Source organism: Leptolyngbya sp. 7M, assembly GCF_018128485.1.
Genome location: NZ_CP070897.1, coordinates 6,457,579 through 6,479,662, shown reverse-complemented (window position 1 = coordinate 6,479,662; position 22,084 = coordinate 6,457,579). Strand labels below are relative to the sequence as shown.

Below are 22,084 nucleotides of genomic sequence, written 5' to 3'. Positions count from 1 at the left end.
GTCCACTATAATAGCGTGATTCGCGCCATATATGACCCATTCTACGCTATTCGCGTATTTTAACGTACTGATAATTACGCATTCTGGGTTTCCGAAGCACGCCGGAAATTGCTTTCGGCGTCGGGCTTGGGCTTGAGCGGGCAATAAGTCCCGGTCGGCGCGTACATCGTCGAAACGCACAGGTTCGACCGCCATCTTGCCTTTCCTCAAATCTGCGGCAGTTAGAAATTCTTGCGTAGAGGCGTTTCGCAAAACGCCCGTACAGGATTTGATTAGAAATTTAGTCCGCCTTCTCTAGCGGCATCAGCCAAAGCTTTTACCCGACCGTGATACAGATTGCCACCTCGGTCAAACACAACTTGCTGCACCCCCTGAGCAATCGCTCGTTCAGCTATTAGTTTGCCAATCCGGGCCGATGCTTCACAGGTGGAACCTGATTCCAGCTCGGAGCGCAGATCGGCCTCTAGGGTAGACGCTGCTGCCAAAGTACGATGCTGGCTGTCGTCGATCACCTGGGCGTAAATATGCTGGTTGGAACGAAATACTGCCAGACGAGGCCGCTCTGAAGTTCCAACAACCGTGCGCCGAATTCGGCTGTGGCGACGACGAGTTGATTCTTTGCGTGTCCGTTTCATGATTATTTCTTCCCTGCCTTACCAGCCTTACGTCTAACCATTTCGCCCGCGTACCGGACTCCCTTGCCTTTGTAGGGTTCGGGTGGACGAGCCGCGCGAATTTGGGCTGCTACGTTACCGACAATTTCTTTGTTGATGCCGGACACAACTACATTGGTGTTGTTTTCAACGGCAAACTGAATGCCATCCGGCGGTTCAATCTGAACTGGGTGGCTGTAGCCCAAGCTCAATACCAGGTTGCGTCCCTGCACCTGAGCACGATAGCCAACCCCTTGAATCTCTAAACGCTTTTGAAATCCCTGAGACACTCCTTCCACCATGTTGGCAACTAGAGTGCGGGAAAGACCGTGGCGTTGACGGGCAACCCGAGAGTCATTGCGACGGTTGACTAGAATCGTTTCGCCTTCTTGCACCACTTCTACCTCATCCGGCAGTGTGCGAGCGAGTTCACCTTTTGGCCCCTTGACTGCTACATGCTGATTCGCGATGGTTACAGTCACGTTCTTAGGAACTGGAATTGGGCGTTTACCAATACGAGACATGATTACTTTCTCCTAGACACAATCATCAGCAGTAGTAGTCTTGAGGTTCTGTTAATGAATGCAATGCTGACTTCAACGCCAACGACGTTGCGGCGCTACCAGACATAGCAGAGGACTTCGCCTCCTAGCCCCTGCCGTCGAGCATCCCGGTCGGTCATGATGCCGCTAGAAGTGGAAATAATGGCAAGATGCGGCTCGCCTCAGTGGCACTGTGCGCTACTTCGACCCAGCCCTGAAGGGATTCTTCCAGCAGCGGATCGAGCAGATTGTAGCAGGCATCTGCCAGAGTCATGGCGCTAGCTACCAACTCGACTACCAGGAGTTTTATCCACCAGTGATCAACAATCGGGCTATCGTGAACTTGGTCCAATCGGTGGCTGAAACGGTGATTGAAACCCCAGCAGGAATTGTGCCCGACTGCCAAACCATGGGGGGTGAAGATATGTCCTATTTTCTGCAAGCCGTGCCGGGATGCTACTTCTTTTTGGGGTCAGCCAATTTAAACAAAGGCTTGAGCTATCCGCATCACCATCCCCGGTTTGATTTTGACGAAACTGCTTTAGGGATTGGGGTTGAACTGTTTGTACGCTGCGTAGAGAAGTTTTGTGCCCCTCAAACAACTGCCAGTTAGGGTAAAGCGATGGTTGCCAGATCAGAAATTAGCCGTCTCCTTGACTTGATGCCAGCCTCTGGGCGCATGTACTGCAAAATTGTGGAGAATAATCAGCAGCCACAGGTGATTGCGGCCAAATTGCCCCGCCCTGGTCAGGAGACTCGCCCGATCCAAATCAATTTTGACCTGTGGAATCAGCTAACTCAGGCGCAGCAGGATTTGCTTTTGCTTCACACGGTGAGCTGGCTGCTTTCGATTCAGTGGTTTAAGCCCACGCTCTTTCAAGGCTTAGCTGCTGCGGGGGCAGGTTTAACGCTGCTGGAACTGCTACAAATCAATGCGGCTGGCGCGGTAACGTTTGGTACTTTAACAGCCCTGGCGGTGGCGCAAATTTGGCGACAAAACCGTAGCGACGACTTAGAAATTACTGCCGATGAGAAGGCCATACAAATTGCCCAACGACGTGGCTATAGCAAGACTGAAGCGGCTCAAGCCCTCGCTGAAGCCATTACTGCCGTGGCTCGCCTAGAAGGACGACCCAATCCGACTGTGACTGAATTAATTCGTTGCCAGACCCTACAGGCAATTGCGGCTCCTGCACCTGTGGGTGTGACTAATCCAGGTCAGGCTGAATAGAATTGCAGTGCGAATAAATTTGAAGTGCGACTGCCTGGTCTGAAGAATCAGGCTGAAGGCTTCCAGGGGTGACCGCGATACTTACACTCAACGTTAATAGCCTGTTCGGATGGAATCCGGCCATCGAGGAGCCGTCATTGACTTCAACAAAGCAAAATTCTTTTTGTTCGCGTCGGGTGCGGACCCAGCCCTGAATAGTGACGGTTTGGTCAGGCTGTCCGGCTCGGAGGAGGTCAATGATACGGCTGGTCATGAGTATTCAATCAACTGGCTTGATAAAGTCTCTCTTACCAAAATAGCGGCAGAACCGGCACTTGCGGGATACTGGCGGAAAAAGTGCCAAATAAAGTGATGGCAGGGAACAGAAATAGACGTAAGCCTGGTAAAATTACTGCAATTAACTCCAGTGCTTTTCCTTCTAAAACTCCAGTGCTTTTCCTTCTAAATAGAAGATCCGCTTTTCTAGCCGCTGTTAGGATTAATTGGATTTGGCGCAGGCTTCCAGAGCATCTTTGAGTCTGATTGCTGTTTGGTTTGTTCATACTTGAGGATAGGCAACACCGAGTTGATACCCTATCTATCGTTTACAGAGATCGCGATCATCATCATCCAACGTTTGAGTATTCTCTCTAAGATGATTCAGATAGTCGTTCATCAGAGTACATCCTCTAGTGAGTAATTCATCAAACACTTCTAGCCGCCATAACTTCGTTGTACCATCATCTGCTGTCGTTGCCAGCAACTTACCATCGGGGCTAAACCTGACGCTGCGCACACTCGATTTGGGATGGGCGCTCCAGGTGGCAACCTGTTGCTGAATCAGCAAATTCCACAATTGCACATCGCCATTATTGTCACCGCTGATGAGATAGGTGCCATCTGGGCTAAAGGTCACGGAGTTAACCGCCGTATCATAGACCTGGAAGAGTTTCTGTTGGCGGTTAGTTTGCAAATCCCATAATCGGATAGTGCCATCCTGACCTGAACTGACCAAAGACCTGCCATCGAGACTGAAGCCAATGCTGTAAACAGGGCCGAGATGCCCTTCAAAAGATACTAGGAGCTGTCCCTGCAAGTCCCGAACCTGGACTGTTTCATTCTCTCCTGCACTTGCCAGCCGTTGCCCATCGGGACTGAAGGCGACTTGCCAGACTCGCCGTTGATTCACTCTCCAGGCTGCCAACGGTTGTCCCTGCAGATTCCACAGGCGTATTGCATCGTCATCCCCGGCGCTCACCAGTTGCTGCCCATTGGGACTAAATTGGACACTTCTGACCAAACCTTGATGGGATCACAATCTACAGGCCATCCCGCAACAGCAAGCTACAAAACTACATGCTACATACAGGTTACACCAGCAAAACTCAGAAAACTCAAAACTCAGAATTGGTCTAACCTGATTCCGTCCTTGAATCCCTGAATAGTTGGCTCAGTAGGGTTGGTCTGATTTGCGCTAGAAAAGATGGCTCAACACTCACAACATGAAATCGTGAAACTGGCGAAGCAGGGTGATCCGAGAGCAATTGCCTATCTGATTACCCGCACGCTGGGCAAGTATGGCATCACGGCAAGGGCAAGTCGCCAAGGCCACTGTCTCAAACTGCTGCTGGAAGCAGAGCGGGTTCCTCATCAATCCACGATGGTAAAGCTCGTAACCCAGGGCATGCAGAAACTGAATGTGGCCACAATCGAGACTGTCAAACTCTATGGCCGCCAAACCGGACAGACGGCACTAGCTTGGCGACAGGTGATTGAGCTAATTCCCCAGGAGCCAGAACCATACCTGTCACTTGCCAAATATGACGACGAGGATGCGTCAGAAACCCCAATCTTTCGCCTTGATGACCTCGATCCCCATGCCATGATTCTGCTGCCGGTAGAACCAACAGTGCGGCTAGACGACCTCGATCCCGATGCTATGATTCTGCTGCCAGTAGAGCCTACGGCCGACTTACCAACCGATCTACCGACCGATCTACCGACGGATTTACCAACCGATCTACCGACTGCCCTATCAACCCTATCGGCTGATTTGCCTCCCGTCCTCCCGACTGCCGATCCGTTCGCTCTAGCGCCAACTGCCCCTCCCAGCGCCGCTGCCTCAGATTTTCAGCCAGAGCTAGGCCAAACTCAAGTCAACCTGCCTCGTCATCTCACCCAGTTACTGCTAAGCCTGCTATGGGTTCGGTTGATTGTCGATACGCTGCGAGTAGTATATTCGCTGCTGGGAGCTGGCTCAGTTTCGCTCTACACGGGGCTAGATCTAGGCAATACCAATCAGCCCTTCGCCAGCCTACTGTCGGTGGTGGTCAGCATCGCTGATTTTATCTTTACGCCGCTGGATCAGCTGGGGATTTGGATCAACCTATGGGTGGTGGGGTTGTCGCTGCTGTGGCTGTACCGCATTCACGCGAGCCTGCGGGATTTGTTTGGCTCCTACCCGATTTCGCCAATGGCCGCCGTAAACGGGTCGGCTGCAGCGGATGTCGCTGAACGGCTTAGGAGGTCATCACCACCGGTGATGGCAAGGGTAAGTGATGACAGGTGTCTTATTGATCTAAGAACCGTATCTCCCGAAGAGGAAGAGGAATTGATTGAAGTATTGTCCAAAGCGGATCGTGTTCCGGCCTAGCCATTTCTTGCCGCAAACTCTTTCATAAATTCGATAAGTGCATCCACTCCTTCTTCAGGGAAGGCATTGTATATTGACGCACGGATACCGCCAAAGGTACGATGGCCGCGCAATCCGTTAAGTCCCGCCTGTTCGGCCTCATTGCAGAAACGCTCCTCGAGCGCTTCATCATTAAGGTGGAAAGTAACATTCATGCGTGAGCGAGCAGAGGGGGCCGCGTAGCCGCGATAGAAACCGTCACTTGAATCTATTGCAGCATAAAGCTTTTTGGCTTTTCTCTCATTTATCTGCGCTATCGCCTCTACACCGCCCTGTTCTTTCAGCCAGTCGCAAACCAGACCGATCATATATATCGCCCAGGTATTAGGTGTATTTGGCATCGACCCATGCTCTTGGATATTTCGATAGTCAAAAAGAGGCGGTAGGCCATTTGGGATGCGATCGAGCAGGTCGTTGCGAATTACTACAACGGTTACGCCGCTGGGGCCGATATTCTTCTGGGCACCGGCGTATATCAATGCGTATTTCTCAGCATCGAAAGGTCTGGAAAGAATGTTTGAGGATGCATCGCACACCACCGGAATTCCGGCAGCATCAAGATCATAACTGAATTCGACACCATCGATGGTTTCATTCGAGGTGTAGTGGACATAATCTGCCAATGGGTCGAATTCAAGTTCGTCCTGATCAGGAACAGAAGTGTATTTCCCATCTTTTGCGGCATTGATGATTGCAATATCTCCGTAGCACGAGGCTTCCTTTGCCGCCTTTTCACCCCATGAACCCGTTACCAAGTATTCGGCGCGTCGCGTACCGCTCATCAAATTCATCGGAATCAGTGTGAACTGCAACGTCGCTCCTCCGGGAAGGAAAAGTATGCTTCGGTCTTCGGGCAAATGCATCAGCGATCGGATCCCATCCATTGCCTTTTCAAGTATCTCACCGAAACGCTGCGAGCGATGGCTCATCTCCATCACGCTCATGCCGCTGCCGTGCCAATCCAGCATCTGAAATGACAGCCGCAATAAATGCCACTAACGTAATTTTGAATGTAATCAGTAATGACGGAAACAAAACGCTCCATTCTTGAATCAGCGTTTGCCCAACTAAGAGGGGACCGGGCAGCAAATAGGGAGGGGTATTGGTAACCCGTACTCCTACTTCCCATAAAATCAAGACCAAACCACCCACTAGCAGCGGCGCGATCACATCCGGTGACAGCAACCTGGCTAGCCAATGAGAAGCAGCAAAACGCCTGCGATTGTCTAAGGAATGAGTCTGTGGCTTAGAAGCACGATCAACAACACTCACGGTTGGAGTCCTTATAGTGGCTGTAGTTTATAGTGGCTGTAGTTTGTTATTCCCTATCCTAACTTTCCTGATGACTGAAGAATGGCTCATCCTGGCCTGCAATGCATCATCAGTTAATTTTACAGGGTTAATCCTCTAGGGTTGATGCCCATCAGCAACTTCTTGCAGCAGCCGTAACGGACCAATCGCCTTTAAGCGTTCGAGCTGGTCCTGGTCGCGGACAAATAGAGTGCCAGCAAAGCCTAGCGAATTGACCGGAATCGATGCAAATTGCTCTTGCTTGCGAGGCACCATCAGCATCCACTGTCGCGTAATCAGCAAATTGTAAGCACCTTGCAGACTGTGGTCAACCGGAGAATACAAATTTAGGGCTGTGAGCAGTTTGTAATAAGCCTCTAGCGTGGCCTGCGCCGCCTGCTGGGGGGATGAAGCTGCGCCATCTAGCCGGATCACCGCATGGCGAAAGGGAAGATCGGCACTGCTGCCAATCTCGGATGGCCAAGTAGCCGTCATCAAAGCTGGCTCAATCGGAATTCTGTCCCCGTCTGGAATTAATGGTAAGGGCACGAGCTGCAAATGCTTATGGCGCTGGCTAGCTCCTGCTGTTTTGCCAGAGTTGTAAAATCCCATGCCATCGATCTCGGCCAACCCAAGCCACAGGGCTTCAAAATCGGGCTGAGTTAGCAGGGATTCTTGCTCTTCAAACTCGCGGGTGATCAACAGCAAATGATGATCAACAACGTTGTACTTATTCAGCAGACACACATGAGTGCTAGACAAATCGGCCACAAATAAATCTGGATCGTAGGGCAGAAATGGGTTGAAGTCTTTTCCGGCTTTGGCCTGTTGCTCTTGCTGCCGGTCTGCCGCTGCTCCACGATCCCAGCCTTTTCGTTGCAGCTGCGAATCCGTCCCACCAAGCCCAACTCAGCCACGAGCTGCCGAAACGCATGGGGTGAGTACTCGCCAGCAGGCCATTCCGAGGCGGTGAGGGGAGCGCGTTTGTCTAACTCGTTGCCTTTGAAGATCATCGGCAAGCCAGACAGCGCCTCGACAATGCGGCCCACCTTGGGATACACCGAGCTGTAGGAGTTGAACACTTCTTCAGCTAGGGCCTTTTGGCCATGCAGCACGGCTTTGACAATATCCTCTGGCCGGAAAAACGGAAAGGTGCGCTGCTGTTGGGCACGGTGGGCAATTGCATTGCAAAGCACAATCAACTGGCGAGGCCGCATTTGGGTGTGGCGCAGCACATAGGGAAAGCTCAATTCCGGCGTACCTCCATTATTGCGGAGGCTGTTGCCAAAATAGGGCGTCCACATTTTTTCGCGCACGTCGTTGTAGTCGTCCCAATCGATCTGGTGCGACTCGGGAGCCAACTGCCTGGTTGCCTGTAGGTAGTGATACAGCCGCCAGCTAATCAGCCGCATCAGATCTTTGGGCCGCCAGTTGAGGTAAATTTCATTGCGAATAAACTTTAGCGTATTCAGAATCACTTCTTCTTTAATGTAGGGAAACACCTCGGCCATTGTAAAAATCTTCAGGTGAATCCCCTTGCGAGCATAGTCGCGGTTGAATTCGGAGCCATGCTGAATTAAGGCTGCTGTTGCCCGCATCATCACATCATCGTTTATGTTATAGTTCTCCAAAGTGTCAACTGCAACGATAATTGGTTTGTAACGCGCCAATTCTAGAACAGCGGCACGACCGGCTTTGACTCGTTCATCGGCCAGCAATTCCTCTAGCTTGTCGAACAGGTTATCTTCCAATGAGAGGAAGTGATTCAGCAATCCCTTCAGCGTCAGCCGCAGAAAATCCACCACTTTCCCGTTGTGGTCGCCAAAAATGCAGGCGGCGCGAATCCGCACATCGTATGCCTGAAGTTTTTTGAAGATAATCAACCAGATAATGAAATCCCAGATCTTCGTGATTTTGGGAATCGCCACTTCTCGGCTCTGAATGCTCAGAGCTGTTACCTTTTCTAGCAGTTGCTCAAAGGTATCTGACTCATCCACGTCAATCGCGATCGCCTGCCGCAGGTGTTTTTGAAGTCGCACTTTATCCAGCAACAATAAGCCCGCTGCACCGGGCAACGGGCTTGGTGAACGATGCACCTGACAAGCTAAAGCAACCTGATTAATTAGGCAAATCAACCAATTAAACCAGAACGCAAGGCCAGTACCGCCGCTTGAGTGCGGTCATCGGCACAGAGCTTGTTGAGAATGTTGCGAACGTGGGTTTTAACTGTGCCTACAGTGATATAGAGCTTTTCAGCGATGGCGGCATTACTGCATCCAGCCACTATCAGCTCCAATACTTCTAATTCGCGCTCTGTCAGCGGATAGTTTTCTAAAAGCTGCTCGTATTCAGGTTCAACTGCGCCAATCGAAACCTTCTTGGCTGCCTCTACCTCGGCTCCCGATGGAGCTTGCCGCACTTGACGCAGCACAATCGTAGCAATGGCCGGATCAATCCATGAGTTTCCGTCATAAGTTGCATTCAGGGCTTCTACGAGACGATCCGTACTGATATCTTTCATGCAATAAGAGTCAGCACCCGCCGCAAATGCAGCCAGCACCGAGTCCTCGCTGTCATGCATCGTCAAGATCAAGATCTTGGTTCGCTGATCACCGGCTTCGGCATGGGCCTGTTTAAAGCGGCGTGTTAGCTCAATGCCATCCATATCAGGCAAACCGATATCAACAATGGCCACATCGGGCTTGGATGCCTCCAGCAACTGTAGCCCTTGTCCGGCGTTGGCTGCTTCGCCTACCACGCGAATTCCTTCTTGCCGCTGTAAGGCAGCCTTTAGACCGACTCGTGTTAAATCGTGATCTTCAATTAATGCGACGGAAATTTCACCCATTGCTCCTAACCCATTGCTCCTATCCGATGAATACCTCTTCTAGAAGAGACTGATCAGAATTATGGAGGATATTGTCAGCTACTGCCTCCACCAATAGAGGTAAGAATCAGTCTGGTCTAGCAACCATTCTCCTACTCTAGGTATAAAAAGCACCTAAATTTACCATTCAGCCTGACTTTAGCCCATACCTCTAACCCCAGATTGAGGTAAACGCAGGCGACTTTTCGACAAAATTGGACTATCAAGTAACAAAACTTTAAAAATTGGGGGATTGGAAGCTGGCACCTCTAGATTCCTGAATTTCTGAGTCAACTCTGCTGCATTCCAGACCTAGCCTAGATGTTCGCTCGCGTTCGAGCTTTAATTTTTTCGATCATGTTTTCATCTCAGATGAATTCTTTTTCCAATGTATCCTGCTAAATTCGCCGTTTAAGCATGCAGCTGTGAATGACGATTTGCGGTTTGCTGATTGGGAAAATCCTAACCCAACCGTACCAGCTACGTTGCTCACAGCCGATTTCGAGCGGCTACGCAACACACATCATCTGTTTGCCAGGAAATTTGACGCCAAACGCGACTCGGCAATTCTAGATCTAATTGATCAAAAGATTTTGCAGCCGACCAAGGCTCCGCAGGACAATGAGCTTGTCAGTATCATCTAAGCCATAATCTGGGTTATCACCTATAGCTGTTGCCACGACAGTTAGGACAGAGATATTGCGCGAAGCGCGCCCACAACAATATCCTATCTCTTCTAGCAAACACTATTGATAGTCTGGGTTAGCCTAGCCAGATTAGCCGATCTGATTGACCTCAATCTCTGCTCTAGCATACGCTAGGGTGCCTCGCGGCCTACGGCCTTCGCTACAACCGCTACTAGCTCTTGCGGTTCTACAGGCTTGGGCACATGCATTTGAAACCCAGCGGCCAGTGCTCTGGCCTGATCTTCGGCGCGGGCATAGGCGGTGAGGGCAATCGCCGGTATCTGGTTTCCCCGATCCGATTCTCGATCTCGCACTTTGCGAATCAGGTTATATCCGTCTTCGCTGGGCATGCCAATATCACTTACCAAAACATGCGGATTGAATTGCTCTAGATATTCAATCGCTTCTTGAACCGAGGCCACTGCCGTAACTTCTGCTCCAGATTCTTGCAGCACCATGGTGATAAAGTCGCGAGTGTCGTTGTGATCTTCAACCACAAGCACTTGAATGCAGTCGAGCGATGGTAGCTTGCTATAACCATTTTGCAATGGGTTGGATGTAGGCTGGCTCGTTGTCGCATTCGTGACGAGCAGCGGCAAGTTCACTGTAAAAGTTGCGCCTTTTCCCTCACCGGCACTATCTGCCCGAATCGTGCCCCCATGCTGTTCTACTAAATGACGCACAATAGCTAAGCCCAAACCAAGGCCACCGTAGGGGCGCGTAGTGGTGCTATCTGCTTGCCGAAAGCGATCGAACACATAGGGCAGAAAATCAGCGCTGATGCCGATACCCGTGTCAATAATCTGGATTTGGGCACAGGCGGATGGCTCGATCATTTGCCCCGAATTGCTGGTGATCGCTTCTCAACGATCATCTTTAAACTACGCCCTAACCAACTGAACGAAGCAGTCGAACAATCCGCTTGCACACCGACCGTATAAAATTGGCTGGTTGAGTTCGAGAGGCTATTTGCGGCGAGTGAAGCGGATTGTTGTGCCGCGCTTATTGCAACACTTTTCTTAAGAAGAATCGGCTGTGCCCTGCTGGAAAGTCTGATAGCTCTCCAAATACAACGTATCCATGCTTTTGATAAAACTCTGGTGCTTGAAAGCTAAACGTATCTAAATAGGCATATTGGCAACCCCGCTTAACAGCTTCTTGCTCCGCAGCAGCTAGAAGGGAGATACCGTAACCGCCTCCCCGGTATGATTCGTGTATCCAAAAAACATCGACATATAACCACTGCCAATATGTTGATCCAATCAACCCACCGACTAAATTCTCATCTGCATCTCGTAAGAAAACAGCTAATTGCCGAAAATTGCCCTCACCAGCACAGCAACTGTTGAATTGGATCAGTTGTTGAGAAACTGTTTGTAAAAGTCAATTAAGCAGTTTTCTGATCCCAGGTTCGTCTGTTGTTGGTCAGTCTTCGGAGCATCAAGCGAATCATAGGGTACATCCCGATCTTCTCGCCCTTTGGTTTCTACCAGATAGTAGTGACCATCAATCGTGCGAACAAAGAAATCGGGGGTGTAGAAGGCAAGGCGATCGCCATTGGCCAGATAGTCTACTCGCAAACACTGGGAACCCGCATTTTTGGCAAAGGCAGCCACATCGGGGGCGCGATCGCAGAACTTCGCGACTGCCACTTCTAACTCCCGGTTACAGGTAACAAGGTTGAACAAGGTCTTTACCGCTTCCAATGCGGGACGGCGTTCGCTGAGGGTGACTTGAAAGGGCTTCCAGGCATTCAGGGATTTGGGCGGTTCAACCGTCAGTCGTTCTTCGGTAGTGGTGGTGCGGCTGCGAATCAGGGGGACAAACACTGCCCGAAAGTGTTCCCCCACATCGGAGTCGGTTAGCCGAGCCACTAGAGCCGGATCAAACAGGGTGGATTTCTGCTCAAATAGAATTTCTTCCAGAAAAGTCTGGATCAAGGGAGCGAGGATGGGATGCAGTCCCCGCAATTTACAAATTGTTTCCAGTTGTTTGACGTAGTAGGAAACTGCGTTGCACGATAGCAGGCAGTAGCCAAAATTTGAGGTTATATTTAGCTTCGTAAGCATCTCTGAGTTCAGGGTGGGTGGCAAATCGAACTGAGCACTTACTGAGAAACTCCAGCATGAGTGGATCGGGAATACTTTTGACAACAATATTCTGATCGTCCATGATGTAGGTGCCCAGTGGCACATCAAACAGCTCCTTAACTGCAATAGACGAGATCAAATCGTCCGGAGCATAGGGCACGCAAAACGCCCGTGCAACCGTGCAACCGCGCAACGCATTGAGGATATTTTGAAACGCTTGATGACGGGTGCAGTCACGTTGCGACAACTGAATACTGACATCGCCAAACTGGTGGTCTGCGCCATAGTGATTGTGGGAGCGAATTGAAAAAACACGAGGTGTTCCGGCAAAAATGCGGTTCACCAACGCTCCAGTACCATGCTTTTCGGTTACTTCGTTGAGGGTAATAATGACACTAGCATCGGTTAATTTTTGCTTGAATTGGGGCAAACGTTGATTCGCAGCCGGCAGATTTTGATTGCGAGGCTTGAGGTTTTCAAAACGAGTGTTAATCGGTCTACCGTGGGCCAGCGAATTCCAAATCCATTCACCAATGCCATCCGCTGAGAGGGCGCTGGCTAACTCAGTAATCCGACTGCGCATAATCTGCTGTACTTGAGCAGAGCAAAGGTATTCGACTGCGTCCTGAAACTCATTTGCATCGTAGCGGCAGACGACTCCGATCTCAAACTCTTCAACAAATTTGGCCGCTACACTATCGCGCCGACCTACCACAAGGATAGGAGTATTTCCGGCGGCAGTAATAAAACTGATTCGTGACGGTAAGCTAAGCTTAGCAATTTCGGGCCTGTCGTCGTCATCATCACCTGCTCCTGTAGGCACTACCGCGTAAGGAGCTTGACGCAACGGAGTCACCAGTTCGGCTTCGGGCAAATAACCCCGAAAGGTAATTCCGTCTTGCTGAAGCTCATGGTCTTCAAATTTCAGCCAGTTTCGATTGGGCTTGCCATACCAATCTAAGGGAATGCTTGTGGTTCGTGTCAGCCCGCGAAGTCGATTTAGCCAAGCTGGACTCCAAATATTGCCGACAATAATTCCGCGCTGAGTTGCTAAACGGTCTGATGACAACAGTTGGGATTGAGATTGAATAAATTTGCCTGATATCGTAGCCATTGCTTTGCTCGATCACAATCTCGGCGGTCCGAGTTTGTCCACGGTAGCCTCGTACAGGTTGAGGTCCAGACTTCCAGGCAACGCCCAGATCGGTCAAAGCCGCCTGTAACGAGGTGAGGTCTCGAATTTGGGTTTTAATTTGGCTAAAGTGTGACATGGGAGATTTCGTTAAACAAACTGGATGAAACTGGACAGGACACGAGAACCAAGCGGTGATAGTTACCACTCGCTATAGGTCGTTTGAGCTTGAGCCGACACGGACTGCTGCACAGGCTGAGCGAAATATTCAGAGGTTGTTTCCTGGCTTAACACTTGGCCTAGCTGAGCCTCAATCGCCGCTGTAACTTCGGCACAAGAGGCCCCGATGATACCTGTTACCTTCTCCTGAACTCGACCGTCTGGATAAATGATGAACTCCAGCGTTTCCATTCCACTAGTCCTCAGGCGTAAACCACAACTACAACAGCCTTATCGGCAGCAACTTGCCAAGCTATTTACACTAACTGCACAAGTAGGAAAACTACACATAGCCTGCAAGTGTAAATGAGTCTATTGTTAACTAACTCTGACCAAACGAATTAGTCTGCCTTAAAAAGTTAAAAAAGTTAGCAAAACAATGAGGCTATACTTCAGTTCTTAAGTTAGTTTCGCTTAACTCACCGATGCAGTCAAGGATACCTTTAGGTAGAAAAGCGGAGGATTGACGATCAATCTTTTGGGGAGTGGATAGACCAGATTCTATGAATTTCTCGGTGTTCGAGGGTCAGTTTGGCTAATCGAGGGCGTCGTCGGTGTTGATAAACGAGTCGTCCAGCAGTAAATCATCTGTATTGGCTTCTAGGACGTCGTCGAACCACTCCCCTTCATCCAAGGCATAAACCGTCTGCATCACATAGGGTAAGCAGGCACCGCGTAAGCCTCGCCGAATCCGCTCTGGGGTCTCTGGAAAAATCACAAACAGCGGGTGAATATCGTCGGCTCCCTCACTGAGCAGATGCTGATGGCGTTTGGGCATGATCCACTCGTAGCCTTGATTCAGCCAAATCTGGGTTTGTCGCCAGCGGCCCAACAGCGCCGAAAAATCTTCATGAGGCTGATGAATTAACACAAAAATCTCAACCCCGGTTTTAATCTTCCATTCCGGGTCGCACATTAAAATCGCAATAAGTAGGTTGATTCCGAAGTTGGGAGGATAATCTGCCTTGAGGATTGAAAAGGATAGGAGTGCAACATAGTCAAAGGCAACACTCCTACATCCCTCCGTTCTCAAAGAAGATCACGCACGTACTTCCAATCCAGTTTTGCTACTCTGACAGATTCGTTGCCGTTGCCTTCACGGGTGACACCAAAAGGACAAGAACCCGTTGGTTGTGATTCAATCATGGCACAGGTGATGTCACCTGTTGCATTATCGAGCCTGTTGAGACTGATGTATGTTTAAATATTATATGTTTCTCTTAAAAGTTTGTTCTGTTCAATTCTTAAACGTATTAAACTTCTGCCAATTAAAGGTTTCGGCAATCATTTGCCGAAACGGCGACATTTTCGTGATTCGCAAATTCAGTGTCGCTTTTGCGGCTTTTATGATTTTGCAAATTGAATGTCGTTTTTATAGATAAGTGCATCTTTCTCAAACCACTGATCGCGTGGTGGCCCTTGAGCTAAAAGCCTACATCAACGGCGAAGTTCTTGCCATGACTGGAGGGAACCTTCCCCATAACTCTATTGCTGTCAATCTGACTACTGCTCTTAAAAATCACCTACGAGGCAAAGGCTGCAAAGTCTTCATGGCAGATGCCAAAGTTGGCGTTTCACAAAACGCCCCTTTTTACTATCCAGATGTAATGGGTAGTTGCGATCCGCGTGATCAGAGAGCACAACGGGTCATGTATCATCCCTGCCTGATTGTAGAAGTCCTTTCACCCAGTACAGAGGCATTCGATCGCGGCAGAAAATTTAGATATTACCGTCAAATTGAAAGTTTAAGAGAACACGTTTTAATGGATGCCGATCGCATGAATGTAGAATGCTATCGCCTAAATGAGAAAGGCAAATGGGAACTCACGACCTATTCACCAGAAGAAACAACAGAAGACTCAAAAGAATTGGAAGTTCAACTCATTAGCGTTGACTTTTCCTGTCCGATTACAGTGCTCAATGAAGACGTTGTTTTTCCAGAGGAAACCCTGGAAGAAAATGATATCTAGCCTCCCATCCCATCATCCTGAAAATCCTAAAATTCTGAAAATCCTGATACAGACAGAAAAAGTTACCTACACCCCAAAAAAATCCTCATCCAAAATCTGTTCAACTGAAAATGGGCAAGTCACAGGATACTCCTCTTCTCCACCCAGATGGTATGCAGCCGTGACACACTGTTGCCCATCTGTTTCACCCGTTTGAGGACCCGTTTTCCACCTACCCGTTCCCCCACATTCGCAGCAGTCATAAACACTCGTAGCACTAGCCCTAAGGTATCGACACTCAAAAACCGTTTCCGTCCCCTGACTCCTTTTGCTCCATCAAACCCCTGTTAGACGATGGTTATCTTGACCGGGCGACAACCACAACTTTCTCTCAGTTTGCGCCCGATCGCTGAGTCAAATTTGGATGTCATCCATGAGCATCAAAGCCTTGCTAAATGCGGTTTCGACCAAGCATTTGTAATTAACGCAGCCAAGACGACAATTACTCAAGTCCAAAAGTTGTGATTGTTGCCACCGGTCAAAGTAATCGACGCGACATACATCTGCCAGAAATCGACTCAAAGTGGATGCGACAGAACAGCGTTACCGTCCCCACACTGCCATCAGTGTCGTACGCACCGGAGCGATTGCGGCAAAAAAGGCACTCAATGTGTTCAATCCACTCGCAGCATAGGCAAGCAGGAGTAGGACAAAGTCACACACCTCATACTGTCTCATCCGTCCTCGATTCACCTGCACCTGCTGCTGTAAGCGATCTAGTAATCCATGCTGCTGTCAATATTGCCCGATGAGTAGTGCCTCTGCAAACCAGGCGGGGATAACAGGATTGGGCTGTGGACTTGCCGTTACTTCTAACCCTGCTGCGCTTAATGAAATGGTCTGTTCTGATATCATTGCCTGTTTCCCCTGAAACGCTTCTTAATGTCATTGTCCAGGATGTCCAGGAAATTCCTGCAAGCTCTGCTACAGCCTTTTTAGGCTTTGCTCCTGCACTCATTGCGCATCGCGTGGGGATACTAGTGTGAACTAGAATCAGCGAGTAGCCGCAGGAGCAGATACTTCATTCTCCAAGCTCAATACTCTGCTCATCTTGAGACTTTTTTCCTTTAACCTGCGCTCGAGTTGCTGCCAATCTAGCTTGTCTCTGCTGCTGAGTAAACTCCTGGAAATCCTGCTGCATGGCGGTCCTTGCTTGATTCGACAAAGATTCACCTTGAACTACTGCTCTGGACACCTCTGTAATGCGTTGTAAGTACCGTTGAGATTTATCGAGATCCTGCGCTATTTGCCGCCACTTCCAAAGGGTCTTGAGAGTTTACCAGCGATGAGTCGTTCTATTTTTCGCATTAAAAGTTAGTGACGGTTGCAGTCCTCGCGATTGCGATCCAGTTGAACGTCACATTCGGTGCTGGTGTACCGTCGTGCTTCCAACTCCTAACCCTGATTGTGATATCCATTGCTTGCGGCAGAAATGCCTGCCCTTGCGGAGGCTGAAGTACTCTCGTATCAATGGTACAGGTTACAAAGACTGGCTCTTCGGATTCTGGGGTCGCGATGAAAGTTGGAACGCTTCCGATGTAGTTGGAGTAGATAACACTATCAACGACAGCAGGAACGCAATCTAAGAATTTATTCAAGTGAATATCGACTATTCCGTTAGATCCGGTCATGTGACTGCCTGAGAATGACCAAGTGCGCACCCCATCGCAGTGGGATGTGACTTGGGGTGGTGGCGGTGGAATGGGCGAAATCAATGGGTATACTGTTTCGATTCGCACATCAGCCGAACTACTATTTAAAGAGACGAGGGTTTCCTCACGTAAAACCACGTTACGAATTCCCGGCATGGCAGGAATTTTCAGTTCGATTGTGTTGCTCATTTGTAATCTCCTTCATAGGTAATGTGGTTTCTAGGTCAAAGGTTTTGTCGTTATACTCTGCTGGTACATTGCTGGTTGTTGCTCGAAAATGGTGATCACTACTCAGCGGTACTATCTTTCAGCGGTACTATCTTCTAGTAGAGTCAGCGTTCACTATACGTTTCCTCTTCATGAAACTGCTGACCGTTGACACAATGCTAGGTGACCCCCGTGTGAAAGAGCGTGTGAAGCCATCAGGTGCTGACTGTCGATAGGGCGTGGAGAACCGGATTTGCGATTAATTGCATTGCCATGTCACCCTCAAACGCATCGCCCCTTCTGCGTTGGCGGCCACACTGCTGAGGCGAGGCAATTGGGAAAAAATTTTCTGGTACCCGGCTTCCTTTTCGCGGGCAAAATCTACCACAACCGAGGACATCGCCTAACTCCAGTTCTTTTAACCTTAGCCTAATTGGTAGAAGCCTAATCCGTAAACTCGCGTCCGCTTGCTGGTTCAGCTTGCGATTTGCCGAATAGTGCTCTTAGCGCCACAGCCTGAGCAGCGGGCATCTGTCCGTAAGAAAAGGCGTAGGGAATATCGGCGGCCGACTGAAAGCGAGTCAGCATATGGTCCATCTTAATCGCCTTTTCAATATATGCTGCCGTGTTGTAGGCAGTTATGATCACGGAAACTTCAGGTTGCACAAAAGTATTCCTCATCTAATTCTGAAACTATTTGATTAGACTGCACAAACTTCACACCAGATTCCATATGAACCGGCATAGATCCAAAAACTGTACGAATCTGCTTTGGCTCGCAGAACGGAATACGCTGACCGTAACAGAGTCAAACAGAAAATTTGTTGTAAACATCAGCTCCAGCGGAACACTCTCAACCGACTCAGCTCTGAAAGCAGGGACTCAATCACCAAGTTTGCATCAACAGTCCTCAAGTTCTCGTCCATCCAGCTTTAGTCCAATAGCAAATGCTAGAGCCGAAAGCCGGAAACTTGGCCGGAACGTAGAGCAAAACCCCAACCTGCCTCACAGCCGAGTGAAAGTGCAGCGTTGTGTAACACGTAATTTTTTTAACATGTCTCCTGTGACCCAATAGAGGTTCCTGAACGTGCTTCATGATAACTTTACATTAATTGGCTGCAAGTTAGCTAATCTCGGCTGTTATGTGAAGTTCTAATGAAGTAAATGGATACAGGGATCAGATTGACTCCGTAAATCTGCGGGATAAGCAGTTAAAACCGTGAGTAAATTTACGGGCTACCTTAACTGACAATTTTTGTCTCCGATGCCATTTGAGTTGAGGTTTGAGGCAAAGTTCAATTCTGGTGAAGCGAGTTCAGGGAACACAGTTCGAGCAATACAGTTCGAGCAATACAGTTCGATTAACACTAGCTAGCTCAATTCCAGGCAACAGTTCTATCAGCGCTTGAGTCAGATAAAATCAGCCGTTGTGAACTGATTCGGACGAGTATTGAGAATTAGAACAAGGTCCGTTTGGCCAACTTGCAGCAGCGTGTTGCGTCCCTGAGGCCGCACAGTCAAATTACTAAAGCGCAGATCGCCTACGAGATCAATTTTGTCTAAACCATCTCTAAAGCCTTGAATCACATCGCGTCCATCTCTACGCTTCAGGACAAATATGTCACGCCCTGCGCCGCCAATCAATTGGTCTTTGCCGCCATTACCAATCAACCGATCATTGCCGTTTCCACCAGAGAGCCGATCATTGCCGGAGCCACCCTGCAGCAGATCGTTGCCATCTAGTCCGATTAACCGATCATCGCCTTCTAACCCACTGTCAAATCGTAGACGAACAGGATGCCGGGTACCGTCTCGGCAATTTGCTGGTTAAAGTACTGGGTCTGTTGCAACTGACTTTCGGTGTACTTGCGAGCCGTGATATTCTCAAACGACAATCCCAGGCAGCGGTTGGGTAAGGCAAACGCCTTGAGGTTATAAACTCCGGCATGGATGCCATCCTGGGCGTAGGGTACTTCTCCCAGATCGAGCGCCTCTCCGGTACGGACGACCTGCTGATACCGCTCCACCAGCTCGGTTTGCAGCAGCCTGGGAAAGCTCTCGCCCATTGTGGTGCCAATCAATCGCTCAAATTCGATTCCCGTCACGTTTGAAGCTGCCGGATTGGCAATCAGTAACCGAAATGAGGCGGGGTCTTCAAGGTTCTCAAGCTGCCAGACTACAATGCCCATCTGGGTGTTGCGCACCACATCTGCAAACAACTGGAGTCGCTGTTCGGCTTGCTTGCGTTCGGTAATATCGCGCTGGGTGCCCCAAGCCCGGATCAGCAGGCCGTTTTCGATGATCCCGACCAGATTATTCAAAAAAATCTTAGGCTGGCCCTGCCGATCCACCTCATAGGATTCGGCATCCGTTAAGCGGTAGCCCGACCGAATAAATGTCCGCAAATACTCCAGATTGTTGGGGTCTGACTCCACTAAAAACTCCCCTAACCGCGCCCCGATCAAGTCCTGCGGAGACGCCAGCCCATACATCTGGGCCATTACCTGATTGCATTCCGCTAAATAGCCGTATTGATAAAAGGCTGAAATCAGGCGGTCTTCAGGCCAATCGACTGGCAGGGGTTGTTCCAGCTCAAAACACCAGATACCCTCGGAACTTTGCTGAATAAAGGCTCGATAGCGCTCTTTGGCCCGTTGCAGTTCAGCTTCGGCGCGTTTGCGTTCGCTGATATCCTGTACCTCAATGATGGTTCCCACCACGCCATTGCCACCCCGGATTGGGCTGGCGGTGTACGCCACTGGATAAAAATGCCCGTCTCTGTGAATAAAAACCTCTTCGCCTTGCTCTTGGTTGTTCTGGGGAAAGGCGCGGTCAATCGGGCATTCCTCTAAGGGATAGGGCCTGCCATCGGGACGGGTATGGTGAATCACGTCATGTAGCGGTCGTCCCCGCACTTCTGTCAAACTGTAGCCAGTGAGCTTCTCGGCTGCCGGATTTTTGCCTTCTTGTAGAGTTCCGGCTCCTTCCAGCACCACCAAATCGCTGGCGGAGAATTGGCTATAGGATTGCAACTGCTGTTGATAGCTGAGTTGGCCTCCACTGCTGATATAGTCAGCAATGGTAATCTCATCGAGGGGAAGCAGCATCGGCAAGACTCGCTCTTTGGGTAGGTTGAGCGTGTTAGCCATAAACAGCACATCTTCTTCGATCACCTCGGTTTGGGTGCGAGTCAAACAGGTGCCCAGCGGTTTCCCATAGGCAATGTCCAACCCTTTTGCTTGCAACTGCTGCGCGATCCCTAGAACAATGGCTGATTTACCGCTGTATGCTTCAGATGACCCAACGAAGAGAAACTTTGGGGACTTTGGCACATCTCTGCTCCTAACTTAAACTGACTTACTAACGTAACTTGAAAAGGATGATGGAATCGTTTGCTTTTTAACGACTAGCTCAAGAAAACGTTTCGTTTGATAGTATCACTCCTCCAGACCAGTAATAACCAGTATGGCTCGCAAAACAAACCGGGGACAGAACTTCCTACCCCCGGCTGATCTCGGTTGTATCGAGTTTGACTTCTACTCAATCATCTAATCGCAGCAGTTTCCGATAAAAGGCTTGGGAAAAATCAGCCACTCGTGTGCTCTTGAAGATAAACAGCACTTCGATTAGGAAATCAACAAACTCGAAGTTTGCCATTGTAACCTCGTAGCTCAACTCGGCGTTGCCGTCAAACTGCATGCGGCAGCGGGTCAAGTCAGCCGGAATTGAAGAGATATTCCAGGTTGCAATAAAGGGAATACTTTCTCCACCTTCGATTTTGCGAAATCCTTCTAAATTTCCAGTTTGATATAGGCTAATTGCTAGGGGTAAAGCACTCCGTTTCCGGCCTTGGTAGTACGGAGCATAGACGCTAACATCACGAGGATTTGCAGGTTGGAGTTTCTCTAGAGACATGCTCAAATCTTCCTGGATTGCTGCTAGTTTTAGCCTTGCAGTGGGATTGATTGGGCGCTGCCGAACTCACGATTCGGACCTTCAAACAACACCTTAATAGCTAGTATTCCCTACGCCAGTTCGCGCCATACATCTTTACGGCAAATTTAAATAGAATCAAGCAATGGAATCACAACAGATTCCGTTGAATGACTGAACGTATTAGGACTTTTATCGATTGCAGGGATTTGATGGCAACGATTCGATGTATGGCGGATCAGGCAATGACAGCATGAATGGCGGGTTGGGCAGTGACTACATGGTTGGCGGTAGCGGCAATGATGTGATGAATGCTAATGGCGATCCAACGAGTCCATTCGATTTTGCTGCCAACTCGCTCTATGGAGAAGATGGTGACGACGAACTGCTAGGAGCTGATGGCAGTGATTTTCTCTACGGAGGCAGCGGCAACGACAACCTAGAGGGCGATGATGGCAATGACCAGCTCTACGGTCAAGAAAACAACGACACCCTCAATGGCGGCCTTGGCAATGATCGGCTTCAGGGTACTTCCACGGTGGCAACGGGTAAAGGTGAAATCGATGTTATGGTTGGGGCGAGTGGTGGCGATACGTTTGTGCTTGGTATCCCTGGGCGCGTCTTCTACAACGATCGCAATGTCGCAACGCCAGGCCAAGCTGATTACGCTCTAATCAAAGACTTTCACAAAACGACCGATGTAATTCAGTTAGCGGGGTCAGCCGGAGCTTACTCGATTGGGAACTCCCCAATTGCTGGTGTGACCGGTAAAGCTATCTACTTGACTGCTGGGCAAGCTGTGCCTGAATTGGTGGCGATCGTCCAAGGAGACAGCTTCTCGAATTTTAGTACCGGCTTTAGTTTCGTTGGCGGGGCTATTGCTGTTTAGCACCTATTCGAAAT

The 22,084-nt window shown here is 49.5% G+C and carries 28 protein-coding genes and 3 pseudogenes; 6 read left to right on the top strand and 25 right to left on the bottom strand.

The features are described 5' to 3' along the window. Positions 1–272 precede the first annotated feature (272 nt). The 3 genes and pseudogenes from rplR to rpsH all read right to left on the bottom strand — a co-directional run. Positions 273–641, bottom strand: coding sequence for a 50S ribosomal protein L18 (rplR, locus tag JVX88_RS34740; protein WP_410503817.1), 369 nt, complete (start codon positions 639–641; stop codon positions 273–275). Further along, the gene (rplF, locus tag JVX88_RS34735; protein WP_211623426.1) at positions 638–1,177 is read right to left on the bottom strand and encodes a 50S ribosomal protein L6; all 540 of its coding nucleotides are present in this window, start codon (positions 1,175–1,177) and stop codon (positions 638–640) included. The genes rplR and rplF overlap by 4 nt, the downstream gene beginning before the upstream one ends. A 95-nt stretch (positions 1,178–1,272) precedes the next feature. Further along, positions 1,273–1,365, bottom strand: a pseudogene (rpsH, locus tag JVX88_RS34730) (30S ribosomal protein S8); the annotation flags it as partial. Positions 1,366–1,388: 23 nt separating this feature from the next. On the opposite strand from rpsH, the gene JVX88_RS34725 reads away from it, so the two are divergent. Beyond that, a complete protein-coding gene (locus tag JVX88_RS34725) occupies positions 1,389–1,808 on the top strand; it encodes a M20/M25/M40 family metallo-hydrolase (RefSeq protein WP_211623424.1) in 420 nt (139 codons plus the stop codon). Between the two features lie 9 nt (positions 1,809–1,817). After that, positions 1,818–2,426: a DUF3318 domain-containing protein gene (locus tag JVX88_RS34720; RefSeq protein WP_211623422.1), complete on the top strand. Its 609-nt coding sequence runs from the start codon at positions 1,818–1,820 to the stop codon at positions 2,424–2,426. On the opposite strand, the gene JVX88_RS34715 is transcribed toward JVX88_RS34720, so the two are convergent. The 3 genes from JVX88_RS34715 to JVX88_RS34705 are packed head-to-tail and all read right to left on the bottom strand — an operon-like array spanning position 2,404 to position 3,705. Next, complete coding sequence (locus JVX88_RS34715) at positions 2,404–2,679, bottom strand: hypothetical protein (protein WP_211629120.1); 276 nt, start codon at positions 2,677–2,679, stop codon at positions 2,404–2,406. The two genes, JVX88_RS34720 and JVX88_RS34715, sit on opposite strands and share 23 nt — an antisense overlap. Positions 2,680–2,713: 34 nt before the next feature. Next, the gene (locus JVX88_RS34710) at positions 2,714–2,968 is read right to left on the bottom strand and encodes a hypothetical protein (protein WP_211623420.1); all 255 of its coding nucleotides are present in this window, start codon (positions 2,966–2,968) and stop codon (positions 2,714–2,716) included. Between the two features lie 35 nt (positions 2,969–3,003). Beyond that, complete coding sequence (locus JVX88_RS34705) at positions 3,004–3,705, bottom strand: WD40 repeat domain-containing protein (protein ID WP_211629029.1); 702 nt, start codon at positions 3,703–3,705, stop codon at positions 3,004–3,006. Positions 3,706–3,888: 183 nt separating this feature from the next. Here JVX88_RS34705 and JVX88_RS34700 point away from each other — a divergent pair, with 183 nt between their 5' ends. Continuing rightward, entirely contained in the window at positions 3,889–5,058 is a 1,170-nt protein-coding gene (locus JVX88_RS34700) for a hypothetical protein (protein WP_211623417.1), read from the top strand. On the opposite strand, the gene serC is transcribed toward JVX88_RS34700, so the two are convergent. The 5 genes from serC to JVX88_RS34675 form a co-directional block, all read right to left on the bottom strand. Next, complete coding sequence (serC, locus tag JVX88_RS34695; RefSeq protein ID WP_211623415.1) at positions 5,055–6,065, bottom strand: 3-phosphoserine/phosphohydroxythreonine transaminase; 1,011 nt, start codon at positions 6,063–6,065, stop codon at positions 5,055–5,057. The two genes, JVX88_RS34700 and serC, sit on opposite strands and share 4 nt — an antisense overlap. Continuing rightward, positions 5,998–6,369: a hypothetical protein gene (locus tag JVX88_RS41495; protein WP_211623413.1), complete on the bottom strand. Its 372-nt coding sequence runs from the start codon at positions 6,367–6,369 to the stop codon at positions 5,998–6,000. Before JVX88_RS41495 ends, serC begins: the two co-directional genes overlap by 68 nt. A 135-nt stretch (positions 6,370–6,504) precedes the next feature. Further along, on the bottom strand, positions 6,505–7,182 hold the full coding sequence (locus tag JVX88_RS34685; protein ID WP_263975673.1) for an ATP adenylyltransferase family protein: 678 nt from the start codon (positions 7,180–7,182) through the stop codon (positions 6,505–6,507). Next, positions 7,122–8,426 (bottom strand): P-loop ATPase, Sll1717 family, encoded by a 1,305-nt coding sequence (locus JVX88_RS34680; protein WP_211623408.1) that lies wholly within the window; start codon positions 8,424–8,426, stop codon positions 7,122–7,124. The genes JVX88_RS34685 and JVX88_RS34680 overlap by 61 nt, the downstream gene beginning before the upstream one ends. Positions 8,427–8,518: 92 nt before the next feature. Continuing rightward, on the bottom strand, positions 8,519–9,235 hold the full coding sequence (locus JVX88_RS34675; RefSeq protein WP_035998350.1) for a response regulator: 717 nt from the start codon (positions 9,233–9,235) through the stop codon (positions 8,519–8,521). Between the two features lie 443 nt (positions 9,236–9,678). Here JVX88_RS34675 and JVX88_RS34670 point away from each other — a divergent pair, with 443 nt between their 5' ends. Further along, positions 9,679–9,897 (top strand): hypothetical protein, encoded by a 219-nt coding sequence (locus tag JVX88_RS34670; protein ID WP_211623406.1) that lies wholly within the window; start codon positions 9,679–9,681, stop codon positions 9,895–9,897. Between the two features lie 173 nt (positions 9,898–10,070). Here the strand turns inward: JVX88_RS34670 and JVX88_RS34665 are convergent, their stop codons facing one another. From JVX88_RS34665 to JVX88_RS34635, 7 genes and pseudogenes are all read right to left on the bottom strand, one after another. Then, positions 10,071–10,775 carry a response regulator gene (locus JVX88_RS34665; RefSeq protein WP_211623404.1) on the bottom strand — a complete coding sequence of 235 codons (705 nt, stop codon included), beginning with the start codon at positions 10,773–10,775 and terminating at the stop codon, positions 10,071–10,073. Between the two features lie 166 nt (positions 10,776–10,941). Then, complete coding sequence (locus JVX88_RS44765) at positions 10,942–11,295, bottom strand: GNAT family N-acetyltransferase (protein WP_225931821.1); 354 nt, start codon at positions 11,293–11,295, stop codon at positions 10,942–10,944. Then, positions 11,295–11,909: a hypothetical protein gene (locus JVX88_RS34655; RefSeq protein WP_211623402.1), complete on the bottom strand. Its 615-nt coding sequence runs from the start codon at positions 11,907–11,909 to the stop codon at positions 11,295–11,297. Before JVX88_RS34655 ends, JVX88_RS44765 begins: the two co-directional genes overlap by 1 nt. 1 nt (position 11,910) lies before the next feature. Then, positions 11,911–13,143, bottom strand: coding sequence for a hypothetical protein (locus JVX88_RS34650; RefSeq protein ID WP_211629119.1), 1,233 nt, complete (start codon positions 13,141–13,143; stop codon positions 11,911–11,913). Positions 13,144–13,183: 40 nt separating this feature from the next. After that, positions 13,184–13,300: pseudogene (locus JVX88_RS34645) on the bottom strand (hypothetical protein); the annotation flags it as partial. Positions 13,301–13,362: 62 nt separating this feature from the next. Beyond that, positions 13,363–13,572, bottom strand: coding sequence for a DUF2997 domain-containing protein (locus tag JVX88_RS34640; RefSeq protein WP_036001563.1), 210 nt, complete (start codon positions 13,570–13,572; stop codon positions 13,363–13,365). A gap of 343 nt (positions 13,573–13,915) precedes the next feature. Then, positions 13,916–14,296: a hypothetical protein gene (locus JVX88_RS34635; RefSeq protein ID WP_263975397.1), complete on the bottom strand. Its 381-nt coding sequence runs from the start codon at positions 14,294–14,296 to the stop codon at positions 13,916–13,918. A gap of 466 nt (positions 14,297–14,762) precedes the next feature. Between JVX88_RS34635 and JVX88_RS34630 the strand changes: the two genes are divergently transcribed. Then, positions 14,763–15,350 carry a Uma2 family endonuclease gene (locus tag JVX88_RS34630; protein WP_225931284.1) on the top strand — a complete coding sequence of 196 codons (588 nt, stop codon included), beginning with the start codon at positions 14,763–14,765 and terminating at the stop codon, positions 15,348–15,350. A 1,346-nt stretch (positions 15,351–16,696) separates the two neighbouring features. Here JVX88_RS34630 and JVX88_RS34625 read toward each other — a convergent pair. The 7 genes and pseudogenes from JVX88_RS34625 to ebsA form a co-directional block, all read right to left on the bottom strand. After that, the gene (locus tag JVX88_RS34625; protein WP_211623399.1) at positions 16,697–17,230 is read right to left on the bottom strand and encodes a hypothetical protein; all 534 of its coding nucleotides are present in this window, start codon (positions 17,228–17,230) and stop codon (positions 16,697–16,699) included. 277 nt (positions 17,231–17,507) lie between these two features. Further along, entirely contained in the window at positions 17,508–17,648 is a 141-nt protein-coding gene (locus JVX88_RS34620; protein WP_211623398.1) for a hypothetical protein, read from the bottom strand. A gap of 44 nt (positions 17,649–17,692) precedes the next feature. Then, positions 17,693–17,914, bottom strand: a complete 222-nt coding sequence (locus tag JVX88_RS34615; RefSeq protein WP_211623396.1) for a glycosyltransferase — start codon at positions 17,912–17,914, stop codon at positions 17,693–17,695. Positions 17,915–18,658: 744 nt separating this feature from the next. After that, positions 18,659–18,835, bottom strand: coding sequence for a hypothetical protein (locus JVX88_RS40015; protein WP_225931283.1), 177 nt, complete (start codon positions 18,833–18,835; stop codon positions 18,659–18,661). Between the two features lie 78 nt (positions 18,836–18,913). Next, a pseudogene (locus tag JVX88_RS42695) lies at positions 18,914–18,973 on the bottom strand (hypothetical protein); the annotation flags it as partial. 41 nt (positions 18,974–19,014) lie between these two features. After that, on the bottom strand, positions 19,015–20,580 hold the full coding sequence (locus tag JVX88_RS34605; RefSeq protein WP_211623394.1) for a PAS domain-containing protein: 1,566 nt from the start codon (positions 20,578–20,580) through the stop codon (positions 19,015–19,017). Between the two features lie 208 nt (positions 20,581–20,788). Beyond that, a complete protein-coding gene (ebsA, locus tag JVX88_RS34600) occupies positions 20,789–21,163 on the bottom strand; it encodes a type IV pilus biogenesis protein EbsA (protein ID WP_036003591.1) in 375 nt (124 codons plus the stop codon). A 217-nt stretch (positions 21,164–21,380) separates the two neighbouring features. Here ebsA and JVX88_RS34595 point away from each other — a divergent pair, with 217 nt between their 5' ends. Next, positions 21,381–22,070, top strand: a complete 690-nt coding sequence (locus tag JVX88_RS34595) for a calcium-binding protein (RefSeq protein WP_211623392.1) — start codon at positions 21,381–21,383, stop codon at positions 22,068–22,070. Positions 22,071–22,084 lie beyond the last annotated feature (14 nt).